Raw genomic sequence first — 18725 nt, forward strand, 5'->3', positions numbered from 1 at the left:
GTGCCGTGCCGACCCGGTGCGGTGCCGGCCCGCTCACGGCTGCGGGCAGGGCGGGCGGTACGCGAGGTCCGGGAAGCTGTCGGCCCACTGTTCCCGGCCGATCCGGGGATGGGCCAGGGCGCAGACCCGGGCGGCGACGCGCTCCGGGTCCAGCTCCCACAGCCGCGCCGTGTGGTCCTCGCTGGTGGTGAGCAACGTCCGCCCGTCCCGGCTGAAGGCGACCGAGTAGACCCGGTCGGTGTGCGCGTCCAGCCGCGCCAGCGCGGCCGGCGCGCGCGGGTCGGTGACGTCCCAGAGCCGGGCCGTCCGGTCGAGGCTGGCGCTGGCCAGCGTGCGGCCGTCCGGGGCGAACGCCACCGAGAAGACCGCGGCCGAGTGCGCGTCGACGGTGGCGAGCGGTACCGGCTTCGCCGGGTCGCGGACGTCCCACAGCCGCACCGTGCGGTCCTGGCCGCCGGTGGCGAGGGTACGACCGTCCGGGGCGAACGCCACCGACCGTACCTCGTCGGTGTGCCCGGCCAGCTCGGCGCGCAGCTTCGGCAGCTCCGGCACGCTGACGTCCCATATCTGCGCCTCGTTGCCCTTGGCGTTGGCCAGCAGGTTGCCGTCCGGGCTGAAGCCGACCGACCGCTTGCCGATGTCCTGGTCGGGCAGGCCGCCGACGACCCGGGGCCGGCGCGGGGCGGCCAGGTCCCAGAGTTGGATCACCGGGTCGTTGCCGGTGACCGCGAGCAGCGGGCGGCGCGGGTGCATCGCCAGGCCGTGCGCGCTCACGTCGGAGTACTCGATGGCCGGTAGCGCCACCGGTGCGGCGGGGTTCGCCACGTCCCAGACGCCCACCCGGCCGTCGATGCCGGCGGCCACGACGAGGCGGCCGTCCGCGCTGAACAGCACCGACTTGGCCGCGCCGCGTAGCCCGGTGAGGACCGCGAGCGGGGCGGGACGGTAGATGTCGCCGACGTCCCAGAGCCGGACCGTGTAGTCCTCGCTGCCCAGCGCGACCAGCCGCCCGTCGGGGCTGAACGCGGCCGTCGACAGGGCGGCCGGATGCCCGGCGAGGACCGGTCCGGGCACGTCGGTCAGGAGCATCGAGTGGTCGGCGCTGGCCGAGGCGAGCGTACGGCCGTCCGGGCTGAAGGCCAGCGACCAGATCGTGTTGGTGTGGCCGGTCAGCACCGCCACGGGGGCGGGGGAGCGGCGGTCGGCGACGTCCCAGAGCCGTACCGTCGAGTCCCAGCCGGCCGTGGCGACGGTACGCCCGTCGGGGCCGAACGCGACCGCCTGCAACGGCGACACGTGCCCGCTGAGCACCCCGAGCAGCGCCGGTCGCGCGGGGTCGCGGACGTCCCAGAGTCGGGCCAGGTGGTCGTACGAGGCGGTGACGACGGTGGCGCCGTCGGGGCTGAACGCGGCGGACTTGACGTACTGGCCGAAGTCGGCGAAGCGGCTCAACGGCCGGGCCGCGCGCGGGTCGGCGACGTCCCAGAGCCGGGCGCTGTTGTCGTCGCTGGCGCTGAGCAGTCGCCGGCCGTCCCGGCTGAACTCCAGCGTCCAGACGGTGTCCTCGTGGCCGGTCAGCGTCGCCAGCGGGGCCGGCCGGGTCGGCTCGCGGACGTCCCACAGCTTGATCGTGCCGTCCATGCCGGCGGTGGCGAGCACCCGCCCGTCGGGGCTCGGCACCGCCGCGAACAGGGGTTCGACGTGCGCCGGGAAGGCCGCGAGCGGGCGCGGGTCGGCCGGCTCGCTGACGTTCCAGATCCCGACCGAACCGTCGTAGTTGCTGCTGAACAGCAGCCGCCCGTCCGGGCCGTACCGCAGCGACTCCACGTCGTCGGGCTGCCCGGGCAGGGTGGCGAAGACCGTGGGCTGCTGGGGTCGGCTCAGGTCCCAGATCCGGATGGTGCGGTCGTCGCCGCCCGTGGCCACCCAGCGCCCGCCCGGCGCGAACCCGGCCGTGTTGATCTCGTGACCGAGGCGGGTGGCCACCGGGGTGGCGAACGCCCCGAGCAGGCTGCTGCGGGCGTCGGCGGTGGCCACCAGCCGGTACGCGGCGAGGCTGAGCTGCGCGGCCAGCGTCGGGTCGGCCTCGCGCAGCGCGCTCGCGTCGGCGGCGACCTTCTGGGAGAGCGCGATGTTGCGCTGCTCGGTGGCGGTGTTCCGGCTGTGCGCGGCGTACCCGGTCGAGGTGGTGGCGACGACCAGCAGGACGCTGAGCAGCCCGACCAGCTGCCGCAGCCGCCGGGTACGGCGCCGGCCCAGCTCCTGCTCGCGCGCCTCGGCCGCGCTGCTCGCGTCGAGAAACCGCCGTTCCCGGGGGGTCAGCGCGGCCGTGTTGCGGGCCGCCCAGTCGCGGGCGATCGCCAGCCGGGCGCCCCGGTAGAGCGCGCCGGCGTCGCGCTCCAGCCGCTCCCAGGCGTCGGTGGCGTCGGTGAGCTGTCGGCGGGTACGCAGTCCCTCGCGGTCCTCGGCGAGCCAGGTCCGCAGCCGCGGCCAGCACCGGATCAGCGCCTCGTGCGCGATCTCGATGCCCTGCTGGTCGAGCGTGAGCAGCCGGGCGGCGGCGAGCCGCTCCAGCACGACGCCGGCGTCCGGGTCGGTCTCGTCCAGCTCGGCGCGGCGCAGCCGCCGCTTCGTGTCCTCGGTCCCCTCGCCGAGGGCGATCAGGCGCAGGAAGATCTGGCGGGCGAGCAGTCGCTGGCGCTCGTCGAGCGTGCCGTAGACCTGCTCGGCGGTCTTGGCGATCGCGCCGTCGATGCCGCCGGCCAGCTCGTACCCGGCCAGGGTGATGGCGTTGCCGCGGCGGCGGCGCCACGTCTCCAGCAGCGCGTGCGAGAGCAGCGGCAGCACGCCGGCCTGCCCGGTCGCGTCCGCGACCAGCCGGGTGACCAGCGCGGACTCGACCGTGTGCCCCGAGGTGAGCGCGGGCCGCACGATCGCCTGGCGCAGCTCCTCGGCGCTCATCGGCGGTACCGCCATCTGCGCGTCGCGCAGCTGCTCGACCAGCTCCGGGTGGGCGGTGCAGTGCCCGTAGAAGTCGGCGCGGACGCCCAGCACCACCCGGCACCGGCTCCCCTCGGAGCGTACGGCGGCGACCAGCAGCGCCAGGAACCCCGCGCGCTCGGCCGGGTCGGCGCAGAGGGTGAAGACCTCCTCGAACTGGTCGACCACGATCACCAGTTCGGCGTCGGCCGGGTGGCCCACCAGCGCCTGCCGTACGGCCAGGTGCAGCCCGCGCGGGTCGGCCCGGAACTCGGCGGCCAGCGCCCCGGCCGTGGCACCGGTGCGGGCGGCGAGCTGCACCGCGCACTGCTCGACCGGGTGCGCGCCCGGGGTGAAGAGCAGCGCGGGCTCGACCCGCGGCAGCAGGCCGGCCCGCAGCAGCGAGGACTTGCCGGCACCGGAGGCGCCGAAGACCCCGACCAGGCGGGAGCGCCCGAGCCGGGCGGTGAGCTCGTCGACGAGCCGCTGCCGGCCGAAGAACCGGTCCGCGTCGCCGGCCTGGAACGCCGACAGCCCCGCGTACGGCGGCACCGTGGCCGGGTCCGACTCCACCACCGCGCCGGCGGTCGACTCGCCGGCGAGCGCGTACCAGCGGCTCTCCCACTCGTCGGCGTCGCCGTCGCAGGCCCGCACGTACGCCAGCGTCACCGCGAGGCTGGGCAGCTTCCGCCCGCTGGCGGCCTCCGACAGGCTGGCCGCCGAGTAGTGCGCCCGCCGGCCCAGCTCCCGGTACGTCGGTTTGCCCGCCTTCTCGCGCAGCGCCCTCAGGTCGGCCGCGAACCGCAGCAGCTCATCGTCGCCCGTGTCGAGCGGACGTTCGCCACGTGGCACCTGGCACCCCCGTGTGGTCGGTGATAGCTACCGTTCAATCTGCATGGGGCGGCAGGCAACAACAATCGCATTACCGACGAAAGCCGATCATCTCTGGCGGACCCGTCCGATCCGCCGATTGCGCCGACCCGCTCGCGCCGGGCGTCGAGCCTCGGAACACGCCGCGTGACGCGACCCGAAACCCCTTCCCGAGGCCCCGTCCGGCCCGTCCCGGCGTCCCCGGTCCGGCGATCCGGCGTTCCCAGCGCCGGCCGCCCGGCCCGCGCTCGATAAGGTTGCCCAGCACGTGATCTGGAGATACGAGGCCGGAGCGTGGGTATGGCTGGTGGCGACGGTACGAGGACCGGGAGCAGATGATGACGATGGACCCGTCCGAGGACGCGCCGGGCTTCGCGGACCTGGCGCTGCGCGCCGAGCTGCTGAACGCGCTCGCCGGCCTCGGCTACGAGGAGCCGACCTCGATCCAGCGGGAGGCGATCCCGCCGCTGCTGGGCGGGCGTGACCTGCTCGGGCAGGCGGCGACCGGCACCGGCAAGACGGCCGCTTTCGCGCTGCCGGTACTGCAGTCGCTGACCGACGCCGAGCGCGGGCCGGACCCGCTGGCGCTGGTGCTCGTACCAACGCGCGAGCTGGCCGTACAGGTCTCGCAGGCGTTCCACCGCTACGGTCGCGACCTCGGCGTACGCGTCCTGCCGATCTACGGCGGCCAGCCGATCGGGCGGCAGCTGCAGGCGCTGGAGCGCGGGGTTGACGTGGTGGTGGCCACCCCGGGGCGGGCGCTGGACCACATCGGCCGGGGCACCCTGCGCCTGGGCGACGTGCGCACCGTCGTGCTCGACGAGGCGGACGAGATGCTCGACATGGGTTTCACCGAGGACATCGAGGCGATCCTCGACGAGACCCCGCAGGAGCGCCAGACGGTCCTCTTCTCGGCGACCATGCCGCCGCGCATCGACGGCATCGCCCGCCGGCACCTGCGGGACCCGGTCCGCATCGAGATCGGCCGCCCGACGGTGCAGCGGCAGGAGGCGCCGCTGGTCCGGCAGGTCGCCTACGTGGTCGCCCGCAACAGCAAGGCCGCCGCGCTCGGCCGGGTGCTGGACGTGGAGGCCCCCACCGCCGCCATCGTCTTCTGCCGTACCCGGGGCGAGGTGGACGAGCTCACGGAGATCCTGAACGGGCGCGGCTACCGCGCCGAGGCGCTGCACGGCGGGATGAGCCAGGAACAGCGCGACCGGGTGATGGGACGGCTGCGCGGCGGCGTCGCCGAACTGCTCATCGCCACCGACGTGGCGGCGCGCGGGCTGGACGTGGAGCAGCTCACGCACGTGGTCAACTACAACGTACCGCCCGAGCCGGAGTCGTACGTGCACCGCATCGGCCGGGTCGGCCGGGCCGGCCGCGAGGGGGTGGCGATCACCCTCGCCGAACCGCGCGAGCACCGGATGCTCAAGGCGATCGAGCGGGTCACCAAGGAGCGGATCAGCGTCGAGAAGCTCCCGACCGTCGCCGACCTGCGCGCGCGGCGGCTGGAGCTGACCCGGGCGGCGTTGCAGGAGACCCTTCTCGGCGACGACCTGGAGCACTTCCGGGTGGTGGTGGAGACGCTCGCCGACGAGTTCGACATCGTGGACGTGGCCCTGGCCGCCGTGAAGCTGGCGCACGAGGCCGGCGGTGGCCGGATCGACGAGGAGGAGATCCCGGAGGTGCTGCCGGCGGCCCGGCGGGAGCCGACGCGGCGCCGGGACCACGAGCCCGACCGGCGCGACGGGCGGCGCGGTCGCGGCCCGGACGGCGGGGTGACCCGCCTCTTCTTCAGCATCGGCCGCAACGCCGGGGTCCGGCCGCAGGACCTGGTCGGCGCCATCACGGGCGAGTCGCGGCTGAGCGGGCGGGACATCGGAGGCATCGAGATCTCCGACCGGTTCTCGCTGGTGGAGGTCCCCGAGGCCGCCGCGGACGAGGTGATCGCGGCGCTGCGGGCCAGCGCGATCAAGGGACGCAAGGCGACGGTACGGCGCGAGCGCGACCGCCGCCGCCACTAGCTAGGTGATCTAGCTGCCGGCCCGGCGGGGCACGGTGATCGCGCTCCGCCGGGCGATGCCCAGGACGGGCCGGCACTCCTCGACGCCGGTCAGCTCGATGTCGTCTCGGCGGACCCGCTCCCACGCGTCCCGGGGGAGCCGCCACCGCTGGATCCGGGCGGGCTCGCCGCGGCGGGTGTCCCAGTCCGTGCCGTTCGGTTCGTAGCCCAGGGCACGGGAGACGCGGTTGGACGCCTCGTTGTCGACGAAGGCGTCGCTGCCGGCCTCGCGCGCGCCCAGCCCGGCGAAGGCCAGGTGCAGGATCGCCGCCCGCATCTCCTTACCGAGCCCCTGGCCCCGCCTGCCGGGGGCCAGCCACGAGAAGCTGGACACCGTGCCGAACCGCGTGAAGTTGCTGCCCGTCACGTCCTGCATGCCGACCGGTTCGCCGTCGACGACCACGGCGAAGTACAACCGCCACGAATCCGGGCTCACCCGGGCACGGCCGGCCCAGATGCCGCGCAGCCACTGCCATTCGCGTTCCGGGCTGTCGGCGTAGAACGAGATCGGGTCGTCGAACGGCCACGGCTCGGCGTCGGCGACCCCGGCCCGTACGAGCGGCACGAGACGTTCCAGCAGCTCGTCGGAGGCGCCGGCCAGCGTCAGGCGTGGCGTGCGGACCTCGACGTTCAGCGGGGGATAGGTGTGGGGCACGTCCGGACGGTAGCCAGCCGCAGGTGCGGGCGCATCCGGTTATCCCCGGCGGTCTCCGGTACACCATCGCGCCAGCAAACGACGGCGACGGCGACGACGGCGGCGGCGGCGGCGACGGCGACGCCGATCCGCCGGCCCGCGCCGGGCGGGCTACTCGGTCATCCCCACCGCATCGGTCCGGACCCAGCGCATCGTCCAGCCGCCGCCGTCGTCCGGGACCGCGTCGCGCCGGTAGAGGTGGTCGCGCTCGGCCCCGGTCCCGGCGTCGCGCTCGGCGACGACCCACCGTGGCGGCGGGGCGCCGTCCGGCCCGGCCGGCAGGTCCCGGACCGTACCGTCGGCGGGCCCGCCCACGAAGTGGACACCGACCAGCGCCATCCCGACCTCCTTCCCACCGGCCGCGCGTGGCCGGCCGCCGTCGACCCCGCTCGCGCCGTCGACCCGGCCGGCTAGCGCGCCTCGTCGTCCGGCTCGCCCCGACGGTGCCGTCGCGCCTCGTCGTCCGACCGTTCCCGGCGGCGCCGGTGGCGGTGGATCAGCCAGTACAGCGCGATCGCGGCCACCACGGCGGCGGCGAGCAGGGCGCCGGCGAGCCCCAGATGCTCCTCCGCCTGACGCCAGGAGGCACCCGCCGCGTAGCCGATCAGCACCACCGTGGCGGCCCACGCCGCGCCGCCGAGCGCGTTGAAGAGCAGGAAGCGCGGGTAGGGCATCCGGTTCATTCCCGCCAGGGCCGGGACCAGCGCCCGCAGCACTCCGACCCACCTACCCGACAGTACCGCCACCGGACCGTGCCGGGCGACGAACCGCTCCGCCCGCTCCCAGCGCCGCTCGCCGACCCGGCGGCCCAGCCGGCTGCGGCGCAGCGGAGGGCCGATCCGCCGGCCGATCTCGTACCCGACGCTGTCCCCGGCGATGGCGCCGGCCGCGGCGACGACGATCATCGTGACCAGGTCGACCCGGCCGGTCGCGGCGATCGCCCCGCCCAGCAGCAGCGCCGTCTCGCCCGGCAGGAAGAAGCCGACGAAGGCCGCGGACTCCCCGAAGGCGAGGGCGCCCACGAGCAGCAGCGCGGGCCAGCCCGCCAGGCCGGCGAGGAAGTCGGCGAAGGCGCGCAACCGTCCGGCCCGTCAGGCGCGGCCGGTCGCCGGGTACGCGCCGGTGCCCGGCCCGTCCCCCGCCCCCGCTGCAATGAACACCCTGTCATCGTGCCGGGCCGACCCGGGGCACGAGCGGGATTCCGCCTTTCGGGCGTATCGCACGATCCTCCCGGCGGCGCGGCGAAATCGGTAACACACGCTCTATCCATCGATCGTCGCGACGCCCTATGGTCTTGAGCACCGCTCACAGGATGTCGAGCGGGCCTGCTCCGTGCCGGGGGCACGGCCGGCTCGAACACCCGCTGCGTCAGGGCGGAACCCCCGCTACCCGGCGCCGGCCGGACCGGCCCGCGCCGGAGGTTCAAGGAGACCTCGTTGACGATTCCCTGGAGATCCGCCGCCGACGGCGGCCCGCCCGCGCGGCGAGCCTCGGCGGCGCCCCGCCGGCTGGCCGTGTCGCTGGCGGCGGTCCTGGCCGCCGCGCTGTTGCCGGTGCTCGGCAGCGCGGCCCCCGCCGCCGCGGCCCCGGCCGCGCCGAACCGGCCGGGAGACCACTGGACCCGGGTGGACGGTGCCTCGGCCGCCCGGACCGCCCGCCCGGCCGAGATCAGGGCCCGGCGCGCCAGCGCGTACACGCTGGACCGTGCCGGGCTCGCGGCCGACCTGGACCGGGCGCCGGGTGAGCGCTCGGCGGCCCGGACCCGGCCGACCGTGCTGCGGCTGCCCACCCCGGAGGGCGGCTCGCAGCGCTTCGAGCTGGTCGACTCGCCGGTGATGGAGGCGGGGCTCGCCGCCCGGCACCCGGAGATCAGGACGTACGCGGGGCGGGGGCTGGACGATCCGACCGCCACCGTCCGCGCCGACCTCACCCCGCTGGGCTTCCACGCCTCGGTCCGCTCGGCGCGCGGCGTCTGGTACGTCGACCCGTACCACCACGCCGACCAGGGCCGCTACCTCAGCTACTACGGGCAGGACCTCGCGGCGCCGCAGCAGCCGTTCGTGGAGCGGGAGGACGCGCACGAGGCGGACGGGAGCACCGCCGAGCCGGTCGCCGCGGGGCCGCTGGTACGGCTGCGCACCTACCGGCTCGCGCTGGTCACCGACCCGTCGTACGCCAGCTACTTCGGCGCCGAGAACGTGACGGCGGCCAAGGTGACGCTGGTCAACCGGGTGACCCAGGTCTACGAGGACGAGACGGCGATCCGGCTCGTACTGATCAACGACACCGAGCGGACCAACCTGAACACCGCCGCGCAGGCCACCGAGCCGAACGGCCCCTGCGGCGCCGCCGCCTGCTTCACCCCGGCCCAGCTCGCCTCCTGCGGCAGCGGCACACTGTCGCGCAACCAGATCGTGCTCGGGCAGCTCGTGGGCGCCGGCAGCTACGACGTCGGACACATCGCCCTCGGCGTCAACGGCGGCGGGGTGGCCGGGCTCGGCGTGGTCGGCGGCGCCACCAAGGCCCGCGGCTGCACCGGCCTGCCGACCCCGGTCGGTGACTTCTTCGCCGTCGACTACGTGGCGCACGAGATCGGCCACCAGTTCGCCGGCAACCACACCTTCAACGGCACCCAGTACAACTGCTCGGGCGGCAACCGCAGCGCGGCCAACTCGTACGAGCCCGGCAGCGGCTCGTCCATCATGGCGTACGCGGGCATCTGCCAGCAGGACAACCTGCAACCGCACAGCGACCCGTACTGGTCGCAGCGGAGCTACACCGAGATCACCACGTTTGTGAACTCGACCCGACCACTGATCAACGAGGTGCAGACCGTCTCGCTGCGCGGCTTCGACACCGCCGGGAAGTCGTTCCGGCTGCGCTACGGCGGCCAGGAGTCGGCGCCGATCGTCCGGGGCGCCAACTACACCGCCGCCGGGATCAGGGCCGCCATCGAGGCCATCCCCGGCTGGCCGGCCGGCGCCACGGTCACGGTCGCCGGCTTCGGCGGCTCCGGCACGCCCGACGACACCGGTTTCCAGGTCACCTTCTCCGGCGGCGCGGTCGCGGCCGGCAACGTCGAGCCGCTGGCGCTCGCCGCGCCGGACGGGGTGGACGGGTTCGTCGGCGAGACCGTCAAGGGTGGCGCCGTGGACAACGGCGGCTTCGCCGTGACGGAGACCGGCAACCACGCGCCGGTGGTCACCGCGCCCGCGTCGTACACCATCCCGGTGCGTACGCCGTTCGCGCTCACCGGCTCCGCGACCGACGCGGACGGCGACACCGTGACGTACCTCTGGGAGCAGAACGACCGGGGCGGCTCGGCCGGCGGCAGCAGCGCCGGTACCGCGCTGGTCAACAACGTGAAGACCAACGGTCCGCTGTTCCGCCAGTTCGGGGTCGCGGCCGTGGTCAGCCCGACCGACGCCCTGGAGTACCACTCCCCGGGCGAGAACGCGGTGACCACCGACCCGACCCGGGTCTTCCCGGACCCGGCCCAGATCGCCGCGAACAACACCAACGCCAGGACCGGCGGCTGCCCGGCCGCGCCGGCGCCGCCGGCCACCGGCGGGGCGACCAACGTCCCGGCCGACGTGATCGACTGCTACTCCGAGTTCCTGCCGACCGCCGACTGGGTCGGCTTCGACAACAACCGCACCCTGCACTTCCGGCTCACCGCCCGGGACGGGCACCCGGGCGGCGGCGGGGTGGGCAGCGCCGACACCGCCCTGGTCCTCGCCCCGGGCGCCGGCCCGTTCCTGGTGACCTCCCAGGCCGCCGGTGGCATGGTCGAGGGCGGCTCGGCCCAGCCGGTGACCTGGGACGTGGCCGGTACCGACGCCGCGCCGATCGGGGTCGGCGAGGTGAAGATCTCGCTCTCCGTGGACGGGGGAGCGACCTTCCCGTACGTGGTCGCGGAGCGGACCGCCAACGACGGCGCCGAGACCGTGACCCTGCCGAACGTGGGCGCCGCGAAGGCCCGGATCAAGATCGAGGCGGTCGGGAACGTCTTCTTCGACGTCAACGACGCCGACTTCGCCATCCACGCCCGGCCCGAGGTCTCCGTCGACGCCCCGGCGGGCGGCGCGAGCGTGCAGTACAGCGACGCGTTCTCGCCTGACCTCTACGTCCGGGCGACCGACCCGGACGGCAGCGGCGCGGCGCTCACCGCGACCGCGACCGGACTCCCCAGCGGCCTCGCGCTGTCGGCCAAGGAGCCCACCGGGCCGGAGACCGGTCCGGGCACCCGCGTCTGGGCCGTCGTCGGGACCACCCGGGCCGCCCCGGGCGAGTACCCGGTGACGGTCACCGTGACCGACGGCACCGGTACCGCCGGGACCGTCGCGTTCCCGGTCCGGGTGACGCCGGAGGACGCCGAGGTGACGTACACGGGGGACACCCTCGGGTACGCCGACGGCCGCGCCCCCGCGCGGGTGCTGCTGCGGGCGACGGTACGGGACTCGTCGGTGCTCGGTACCGACCCGTTCCCCGGGGACGTCCGCGACGCCACGGTGACCTTCACGGCGGCCGGGCGGACCCTCTGCACCGGCGTGCTCGGGCTGCTCGGCGACGCGGCCACCGCGGCGTCGGCGAGCTGCACGGCGGCGCTGCCGGCCGGCGGCCACGACGTCACGGTCACGGTCGGCGGCGGCTACGCCGTTAGCGCCGCCGCCCGCGTCGAGGTGCTCCGGCCGGCCAGTCGGGCCGCCGTCGGCACGGGCAGCCTCACCGCCACCGGCGCGGCCGGCACCCGACCGGCCGACCCGCGCTCGCGGATCGACTTCGGGCTGCTCGTGGCCGCGTCCCGGGCCGACGATCCCACCGGTACGGTCAGCGTCACGTACTCCTCGGCCGGGCGGCGGTACCAGATCCGCACGACCGGGCTCGACTCGTTCGCCGTCTCGGGACGCCCCGGCTCCGGCGGCCTTGAGCTGCGCGGCCGGGCCACGCTGGTCGACGTGACCAGCGCGGCCCGCCCGGTCACCGTGGCCAGCGGGCTGACGCTGCGGCTGACCGGTACCGACCGGGGACTGCTCCGGCCCGGTGACACCCTCGGGGTGACCCTCACCGACGGCGAGCGGCTGGTCTTCTCGTCGAACTGGACCGGCACGCGTACCGCCGAGTCGCGTCTGGCGAGCGGAACGCTCCTGATCCAGTGAGGACGGTCCCGGCCGGTGCCCCGCCCGTCGCGGCGCGGGGCACCGGCCGGGACACGCCATCCGATCCAGCCCGCCCTCGGCGGAAGGGCGGACGCACCGTTCAGAGAGCGGCGATCGATGCGGGCGCTCGTTCCTGTCGAGCGAGCGCCCGGATCACGGCCAATGGCCCGTGCCGCCATGCCGCGATGCGGCTGAGCAACTGAATCGTCGCCTCCGTCGCGGCCTGCGGCATCGGCGGCGTGGGTATGCCCAGGCTGACCGCCAGATCGTCGGCGTGCACGACCAGTTCCATCACGCGCGTCAGCAGGAAGTCGTCCACGGTCAGACCCCAGTTGCCGAGGTCGACGATGCGATCCGCCGGTTGCGCCGGCACGGCGGCCCGCAGCTCGCGCAGCGCGGCGTCGACGTCGTCGGCGAGTCTTTCGGGAGTCGTCGCCGTGGCGGCCTGCTCGCTGCGGTGCCGGATCTCGATGTTGTCAGCGCTGTCGGTGCCCGAGGTTACCCACCCGTTACCGGTGAAGTGATCGAGTACCGAGATCGCGGAACCACCCGGTGTTGCGGCGAGATAGCTCGCGGTGTTGGTGATCTGGTTCGCCAGGTGACGGGCAAGGCCGCTGGTCGAGAAGTCAGGCAGGGCGCTGGGCTCGGACCATCGTTCGGCCAACGCCGGCTGGCGCAGCAGGCCCACGGCGGCCTCGGCGGATTCCAGGAACGCCGCTCGAATCATCCCCGCAGTCTAGGAACCCCTACTCGATGAGTGTTTGGGCCGCCGCCGGCGCAGCAGTGGTTCCGGGACGCGCTGGCCAACGACGACGATCCGGAGTGGGACGACACGGAGCACCGCAGCCTGCCCTCGGAGACCGAGCTGGTCTCCGAGGGGGTCCGGACGACCTACTAGCAGGAGCTACACGCAGGCGAGCTGTACCGGGACCTTCGCGTAGACCTCGCTGCCCGCGGGCAGGGTGGGGATCTGGCCGGCGCCGTCCGGGTTGCCACCGGTCCAGAAGTCCGGCTCCCCGATCCGCCGGGCCAGCCGGTCGGCCGCCGCGGGCGGTACCAGCGCCACCACCGCGTAGCGCAGTCCCATCTCCAGGTCGGCGGCCTCGCCCTTGCGGCCGAAGACCACCCCGTACGCCACCCAGGCCCCGTCGGTGCGCGGAATCGGCTTCTCGTACGGGTAGTACTGCTCGGTGCCGCCGCCGGTCACGAAGATCCAGAGCTTGCGCGGGTCGCCCGGCCAGTGGTCGCGCCCGGCGAGTTCCATCTGGTGGCTGACCGGCAGCGGCATGCGCGACGCGCGGTACGTGTCGACGTTGATCCGGCGTGGGCCGCAGTTGGCGTTCGGGCTCGGGAACGGCGGCGGGGCCGACGCGTCCGCCGTGGCGCCCGCCGAGGAAGCCGAGCCGGCGGGCAGTTCGGGGGTCGCGCCGGTGCCGGTGCTCGTACCGCCGCCCCGGTCGTCGTCCCCGGCCGCGCCGATCCGTTCCACCAACGGCGTCAGGCCCGCCGCGAGGAGGGTGGCGACGGCGCCCAGCACGCCCAGCCAGATCTGCAACCGCCGGCCGTCCGGCGTCCGGCCCGGTTGCCCGGCGGTACGCGGCAGGCCGCGCTGCGAGACGACGAACGCGACCGCCGCGATCACCAGGCCCAGCCCGACGGCCGCCAGCAGGCCGGTCACCCCGGGCGTCAGGTAGCCGACGACCGCGGCGACCACGACGGCGACGAGCACGAGGATCGCCAGCGGGACGGTCGGGCGCCGCCCGGTCGCCCCGGTCCGTGCCGAACCGTGCCGCGCCGGGTCCGGGCGACGCCGGGTTTCGTTCCCGGGTGGAGGATGCCCCGCGTGCCGATCCGCCGGGCCGGGTGACTGCGTTCCGTCGTCGAAGTCCCACACAGCGTTCACCTTCGGGCCACGGCTGCGGCGTCCACAATCGAGCGAACAGCCGCCGGTGCCGCGCTGATCCGGGCGTCCGGTGGAGCCGACCGGACAGCCGGGTCGGCCGCGAGACGCGTGGGCCCCTTGCCGGCACGCCGGCAAGGGGCCCCTCGTCGGGCGGCTCAGCGGCGGCTGCCGGCCATGGCCGGTGCGGCGACGAAGTTGAGGATCGCCTTGTTGACGTCCTCGGCGTGGGTCCACGGGATGGCGTGCGGCGCGCCCTTGAGGGTCACCAGCTCGCTGTTGGGCAGCATCGCCTGCATCCGCGGGGCGGTCGCCGGGTACGGCAGCACGTTGTCGGCGTCACCGTGGATGATCAGTACGGGGACGTCGACCCGCGGCACGTCGGCCCGGAAGTCGGTCATCCAGGTGCTGATGCAGTCGATCGTGGCCTTCGGGGCGGCGCTGACCGCGAGGTTCCAGTTGGCCCGGAACACCTCCTCGCTGACCAGCTTCCCCTTGTTCTGCTCATAGTTGTAGAAGTTGTTGAAGAAGGCCGTGGTGAAGGCGTACCGGTCGGCCATCGCCTGCCTCGTGAACCCGTCGAAGATGCTCTGGTCCAGACCCTCCGGATTGTCGGCGGTCTTCACCAGCATCGGCGGGAGCGCGCTGATCAGGACCGCCCGGGCCACCCGGTCCGAGCCGGCCCGCGCGATGTACCGGGTGATCTCACCGGTTCCCATCGAGTGCCCGATGAGGATGGCGTCCCGTAGGTCCAGCTCGTTCATGAGGATCTCAAGGTCGGTGGCGAACGTGTCGTACTCGTACCCGATGCCCGGATGGCTCGACTTGCCGAACCCGCGCCGGTCGTACGCGATGCAACGGAATCCGGCCGAGACCAGCGCCGGCATCTGCTTCTCCCAGGCGTTGCTCGCCAGGGGGTACCCGTGAATGAGGACGACCGGCCGTCCCGATCCGTGGTCCTCGTAGTACAGGTCGATCGGCGCGGAGTTTTCCATCCCAACGGTGATGTAAGGCATGCGAGGTTTCCTTCCGGACGGGCATGCTGCACGTGTCGGCTACGGCTTGACCGCCGCTGCCGCCCGCGTTCCCGCCACACCGGGCGTTATGCCTGCCGCCGGTCCCGGCCCGTCGGGCCGCCCCGTGGGCCGGGCCGTCCCGCGCGCCCGGCCCGTCGCGTGGGTCACTCAGACGTCCCGCCGCAGGATGAGCGCCCCGGCGGCGAGCGCGAAGACCGCCGTGTAGACCGCGAGCAGGAGCGCGGCCGGCCCGGCGTCGAGCGTGGTGAGCACGCCCGGCGTACCGTCGTCGGCGAAGGCGGTCGCGCCGAGCCCGCCGGCGAGCGAGCCGGCCGCCGTACCGGGCAGCACGTCGGCCACCGGCGCCACGGCTCCCAGCACGTTCGCGACCCCGCGCAGCAGGTTCTCGACCGCCAGTGCCCAGACCAGGCCGAGACCGACGGCGAGGGCCGGACCCCGGGCGAGCGTGCCGGCCAGGACCCCGGCGGCGGTCCACATGGCGTAGATGAGCAGGGCCGCGCCGTACGCCCGCGCGACGTCGGCGGCCGGTGGCCAGTGCGGCGCCTGGGACTCCAGGACGGAGACGAGCAGGGCGGCCCCGAAGTTGACCAGGAAGACGGCCGTGACGAGGGTGACGACCACCGTGGCGAGGGCGGCCAGCGTTCCGCCGTAGGCCGAGGCCCGGCCGGGCCCCTGGGTGAGGACGGTCTTCCAGGTACCCCAGCCGTAGCCGCCGCCGATCGTCAGCGCGCCGAGCAGCAGCAGGATCGCGCCGCCGAACAGGGGCATCCCCGCCAGTGTGGTCTCCGGTACGCCTCCCGGTAGCAGGCCGTGCAGTATCTGGTCGGGTGGCGTCCGCTCGTTCACCTCCGAGCCGCTGCCGGAGCGGTAGCCGAGGTAGTTGAAGACGTAACCGAACAACAGGTCGAGCAGCATGCCGACGCCCAGCATCACCCAGAGCGCCGGCCACCGGCGCAGCCGGAGCAGCTCGGCCCGGGCGCTGGCGAGCAGGGGTACCCGCGCCGCGCTCATCGGGTCACCAACCCCGCGCCGTCGCGGGCGGAGCGAGGGGAGGCCGGGTCGGCGCCGGGCGGTCCGGCGCGGCCCGCCGCCCTGGTCAGTTCGAAGAAGACCTCCTCAAGGGTGCGTTCCCGGGCACGGAGTTCGTGCAGCCGGACCCCGGCCTCGACGAGCGCCCGCGCCAGCTCCGGGGCGAGCCCCGGATCGGCGTCGATCCGCATCCCGCCGTCGGCGTCGGGCGTCACCGCGGACTCGCCCGCGACGCGCCCGGCCACCGCCAGGGCGGCGTCGACGGGCGTGGCGCGTACGTGCAGCGAGGCGGCGCCGCGCAGGTCGGCGATCCGGCTCTCCGCGATCAGCCGGCCCTGCGAGATCACTCCCACCCGGTCGCAGGTCTCCTGCACCTCGCCGAGCAGGTGGCTGGAGAGCAGCACCGTCTGCCCGTCGGCGGCGAGGTCGGCGAGGAGCCGGCGCATGTCGGCCACGCCCCCGGGGTCCAGCCCGTTCGTGGGCTCGTCGAGCACCAGCAGCTCCGGGTCGCCGAGCAGCGCCGCCGCCACCCCCAGCCGCTGCTTCGTTCCCAGCGAGTAGGAGCGGAACGCGTTGCCGGCCCGGGCGGTCAGCCCCACCCGGTCGAGCGCCCGCTCGGCCGCGTCGTCCGCCAGCCCGTGGTAGCGGGCCATCACCCGCAGGTTGTCCCGGCCCGAGAGGTACGGGTAGAAGCCCGGGTTCTCGATGAGGGCGCCGGTGCGGGCCACGGCCGCCGGGTCGCCGGCCCGCCGCCCGAGCACGCGCGCGGAGCCGCCGGTCGGCCGGACCAGGCCGAGCAGCATGCGCAGGGTGGTGGTCTTGCCCGCCCCGTTGGGGCCGAGGAAGCCGTACACCTCTCCCCGGCGGACGGCCAGGCTGACGTCGTCGACGGCGACCCGCGGCCCGTACCGCTTGGTCAGCCCCGTGGTGCTCACGACTGTTTCGGTCATGCCGGCAGCGTCGCAGCCGGCACGGCCGCCGCGCGCCAGCCGTGGACCGGCTTCCGGGTACGAAGATTCGCGTACGTGGGCTGCGCATAGCGGTCGATGTACCGCGCCGACGCCGCCGCCTATCCTCGGCACCACCGTGGGGCGGATTCGGGCGCCACGGTTGGTGCGGGAGGTGGACGGGTGCGGTCCGAGCGGCTGAGACGTGGCGGGGACATCGCCTGGCCCGTGCTGCTGGTCCTGGTTCCGGGGCTGCTCGGCACCGGTCGGGCCGGTGCGGACGAGACCGGCTGGACCAGGGCACCCGACGCGCTCGCGTACGCGCTGGTGGTCCTCGCGGCGTTCGGCGCGGCGTGGCTGCACCGGCGTCCCGGCGTGACGCTGGGCTGCGTCGCCGTGGCGATCGTGGGCTATCTGTCGCTCGGGTACCCGGTCGGGCCGGTGCTCGTCGGGGTCCCCGTCGCCGCGGCCGGTACGGCCCTCGGCTGGTCGCCGCGCCGGGTGATCGTGGCCAACGGCGGCTTCGGGCTGGCGCTGCTGCTGGCCGGTGCCCTGCGGTTCGCCGACGAGCTGACGGCCGGCCGGCGCGGCGACCTCCTGGACTGGCTGTTCGTCTCGGGCGCCCTGGTGGTCGTCCCCACCGCCGTCGGGGTGGCGGTGCGGGGCCGGCGCGAGGCGGACGCCCGGGTACGCGCCGAGCGGGCGCGGCGGGCGACGGCGGAGGAGCGGCTGCGGATGGCGCAGGAACTGCACGACTCGGTGGGACACGGCCTCGCGGTGATCGCCATGCAGGCCGGGGTGGCGCTGTACGTGCTGGAGCGCGCGCCGGACCGGGCCCGGGCGTCGCTGGAGGCGATCCAGGCCGCGAGCCGGGACGCCCTGCACGGGATGCGCGTCCAGCTCGGACTGTGGCGCGACCCGGACGGCGCGGACGGCCCCCGGCGACCGGCGCCCGGTCTCGCCGACGTCGAGGTGCTCCTGGACCGGATCCGGGGCGGTGGCGTGGCGGTCGCCGCCGAGCTGCGCGCGGGTGAGCTGCCGCCGGAGGTCGACGTGGTGGCGTACCGGCTGTTGCAGGAGTCGTTGACCAACGTGCTGCGGTACGCGGGCCCGACCCGCGCCCAGGTGCGGGCGGTACGGGAGGGCGACGACCTCGTGCTCCAGGTGACGGACGAGGGCCCGGCGCCGGGGGCCGGGCCGGGTCCGGCCGGCGACGGCGGCTCGGGCAGCGGCATCGCCGGCATGCGGGCGCGGACCGAGGCACTCGGCGGCGAGTTCCACGCTGGTCCGCGCCCCGGGGGCGGCTTCGCGGTCCGGGCCCGGCTGCCGTTGGCGGGCCGGGTCGAGCGCACCGACGTACCGGGCTCGGTGGCATGATCCGCGTCGTGGTCGTCGACGACCAGGCCCTGGTCCGGATGGGACTGCGCACGCTGCTGGAGAGCGCGGAGGACACCGAGCTGGTGGGCGAGGCCGCCGACGGGCGGGCCGGGGTGGCGCTGGTCCGCCGCACGGTGCCCGACGTGGTGCTGATGGACGTCCGGATGCCGGTCCTCGACGGGCTGGCCGCGCTCCGGGAGATCACCGCGGACCCGGCCCTGGCCGGGGTCCGGATCGTGATGCTCACGACGTTCGAGCTGGACGAGTACGTCTTCGGCGCGCTGCGCGACGGCGCCAGCGGCTTCGTCCTCAAGGACTCCCCGCCGGACGAACTGCTGCGGGCGGTACGGGTGGTCGCGGACGGCGCCTCGCTGCTCTCGCCGTCGGTGACCCGCCGGGTCATCGCGCAGTTCAGCGCCCGGTCGACGCCGTCCGGTGCCGCCCGGCCCGAACTGGCCCGGCTCACCGAGCGGGAACGGGAGATCGTGGCCTGGGTCTCCACCGGACGCTCGAACGACGAGATCGCCGCCGAGCTGGTGGTGAGTCCGGCGACGGTCCGCACCCACGTGGGGCGGGCGATGGTGAAGCTGGGCGCCCGGGACCGGGCCCAGCTGGTCGTCTTCGCCGTCCAGTCCGGGCTCACCGTGCCGGACGCCGGTCGGGGCTGA

Annotated in this window: 14 protein-coding genes; 5 read left to right on the forward strand and 9 right to left on the reverse strand. The window is 74.9% G+C overall.

Translation table 11 applies throughout. The features are described from left to right. Positions 1-33 precede the first annotated feature (33 nt). A complete protein-coding gene (locus AB0J86_RS12130) occupies positions 34-3831 on the reverse strand; it encodes a hypothetical protein (protein WP_363856227.1) in 3798 nt (1265 codons plus the stop codon). A gap of 356 nt (positions 3832-4187) precedes the next feature. Here AB0J86_RS12130 and AB0J86_RS12135 point away from each other — a divergent pair, with 356 nt between their 5' ends. Further along, positions 4188-5876 carry a DEAD/DEAH box helicase gene (locus AB0J86_RS12135; protein ID WP_363856229.1) on the forward strand — a complete coding sequence of 563 codons (1689 nt, stop codon included), beginning with the start codon at positions 4188-4190 and terminating at the stop codon, positions 5874-5876. 9 nt (positions 5877-5885) lie between these two features. Here AB0J86_RS12135 and AB0J86_RS12140 read toward each other — a convergent pair whose 3' ends face one another. The 3 genes from AB0J86_RS12140 to AB0J86_RS12150 form a co-directional block, all read right to left on the reverse strand. Then, positions 5886-6569 carry a GNAT family protein gene (locus AB0J86_RS12140; protein WP_363856231.1) on the reverse strand — a complete coding sequence of 228 codons (684 nt, stop codon included), beginning with the start codon at positions 6567-6569 and terminating at the stop codon, positions 5886-5888. Between the two features lie 150 nt (positions 6570-6719). After that, positions 6720-6947, reverse strand: coding sequence for a hypothetical protein (locus AB0J86_RS12145; RefSeq protein WP_363856233.1), 228 nt, complete (start codon positions 6945-6947; stop codon positions 6720-6722). Positions 6948-7018: 71 nt separating this feature from the next. Continuing rightward, a complete protein-coding gene (locus AB0J86_RS12150; RefSeq protein WP_363856235.1) occupies positions 7019-7687 on the reverse strand; it encodes a DedA family protein in 669 nt (222 codons plus the stop codon). Positions 7688-8044: 357 nt separating this feature from the next. Between AB0J86_RS12150 and AB0J86_RS12155 the strand changes: the two genes are divergently transcribed. Beyond that, on the forward strand, positions 8045-11767 hold the full coding sequence (locus AB0J86_RS12155; RefSeq protein ID WP_363856236.1) for a M12 family metallo-peptidase: 3723 nt from the start codon (positions 8045-8047) through the stop codon (positions 11765-11767). Between the two features lie 100 nt (positions 11768-11867). On the opposite strand, the gene AB0J86_RS12160 is transcribed toward AB0J86_RS12155, so the two are convergent. Further along, the gene (locus AB0J86_RS12160) at positions 11868-12494 is read right to left on the reverse strand and encodes a maleylpyruvate isomerase N-terminal domain-containing protein (RefSeq protein WP_363856238.1); all 627 of its coding nucleotides are present in this window, start codon (positions 12492-12494) and stop codon (positions 11868-11870) included. Positions 12495-12524: 30 nt separating this feature from the next. Between AB0J86_RS12160 and AB0J86_RS12165 the strand changes: the two genes are divergently transcribed. Then, on the forward strand, positions 12525-12665 hold the full coding sequence (locus tag AB0J86_RS12165; protein ID WP_363856240.1) for a hypothetical protein: 141 nt from the start codon (positions 12525-12527) through the stop codon (positions 12663-12665). Positions 12666-12671: 6 nt separating this feature from the next. Here the strand turns inward: AB0J86_RS12165 and AB0J86_RS12170 are convergent, their stop codons facing one another. From AB0J86_RS12170 to AB0J86_RS12185, 4 genes are all read right to left on the reverse strand, one after another. Beyond that, the gene (locus AB0J86_RS12170; RefSeq protein WP_363856242.1) at positions 12672-13661 is read right to left on the reverse strand and encodes a hypothetical protein; all 990 of its coding nucleotides are present in this window, start codon (positions 13659-13661) and stop codon (positions 12672-12674) included. 164 nt (positions 13662-13825) lie between these two features. After that, a complete protein-coding gene (locus AB0J86_RS12175; RefSeq protein ID WP_363856244.1) occupies positions 13826-14683 on the reverse strand; it encodes an alpha/beta hydrolase in 858 nt (285 codons plus the stop codon). A 168-nt stretch (positions 14684-14851) separates the two neighbouring features. Beyond that, positions 14852-15715: an ABC transporter permease subunit gene (locus AB0J86_RS12180; RefSeq protein ID WP_363856246.1), complete on the reverse strand. Its 864-nt coding sequence runs from the start codon at positions 15713-15715 to the stop codon at positions 14852-14854. Continuing rightward, positions 15712-16683, reverse strand: a complete 972-nt coding sequence (locus tag AB0J86_RS12185; RefSeq protein ID WP_363856248.1) for an ABC transporter ATP-binding protein — start codon at positions 16681-16683, stop codon at positions 15712-15714. Before AB0J86_RS12185 ends, AB0J86_RS12180 begins: the two co-directional genes overlap by 4 nt. A gap of 180 nt (positions 16684-16863) precedes the next feature. Between AB0J86_RS12185 and AB0J86_RS12190 the strand changes: the two genes are divergently transcribed. Continuing rightward, positions 16864-18057 (forward strand): histidine kinase, encoded by a 1194-nt coding sequence (locus AB0J86_RS12190; RefSeq protein ID WP_363856250.1) that lies wholly within the window; start codon positions 16864-16866, stop codon positions 18055-18057. Further along, positions 18054-18725: a response regulator transcription factor gene (locus AB0J86_RS12195; protein ID WP_363856252.1), complete on the forward strand. Its 672-nt coding sequence runs from the start codon at positions 18054-18056 to the stop codon at positions 18723-18725. The genes AB0J86_RS12190 and AB0J86_RS12195 overlap by 4 nt, the downstream gene beginning before the upstream one ends.

This window comes from Micromonospora sp. NPDC049559 (genome assembly GCF_040676675.1).
GTDB lineage: Bacteria > Actinomycetota > Actinomycetes > Mycobacteriales > Micromonosporaceae > JBFAPK01.

What these genes read in the sequence shown, in the direction of transcription:
- AB0J86_RS12135 (WP_363856229.1), top strand. Translation starts at nt 4,188, where the DNA reads ATGACGATGGACCCGTCCGAGGACGCGCCGGGCTTCGCGGACCTGGCG.
- AB0J86_RS12145 (WP_363856233.1), bottom strand. Translation starts at nt 6,947, where the DNA reads ATGGCGCTGGTCGGTGTCCACTTCGTGGGCGGGCCCGCCGACGGTACG.
- AB0J86_RS12160 (WP_363856238.1), bottom strand. Translation starts at nt 12,494, where the DNA reads ATGATTCGAGCGGCGTTCCTGGAATCCGCCGAGGCCGCCGTGGGCCTG.
- AB0J86_RS12175 (WP_363856244.1), bottom strand. Translation starts at nt 14,683, where the DNA reads ATGCCTTACATCACCGTTGGGATGGAAAACTCCGCGCCGATCGACCTG.
- AB0J86_RS12180 (WP_363856246.1), bottom strand. Translation starts at nt 15,715, where the DNA reads ATGAGCGCGGCGCGGGTACCCCTGCTCGCCAGCGCCCGGGCCGAGCTG.
- AB0J86_RS12185 (WP_363856248.1), bottom strand. Translation starts at nt 16,683, where the DNA reads ATGACCGAAACAGTCGTGAGCACCACGGGGCTGACCAAGCGGTACGGG.
- AB0J86_RS12195 (WP_363856252.1), top strand. Translation starts at nt 18,054, where the DNA reads ATGATCCGCGTCGTGGTCGTCGACGACCAGGCCCTGGTCCGGATGGGA.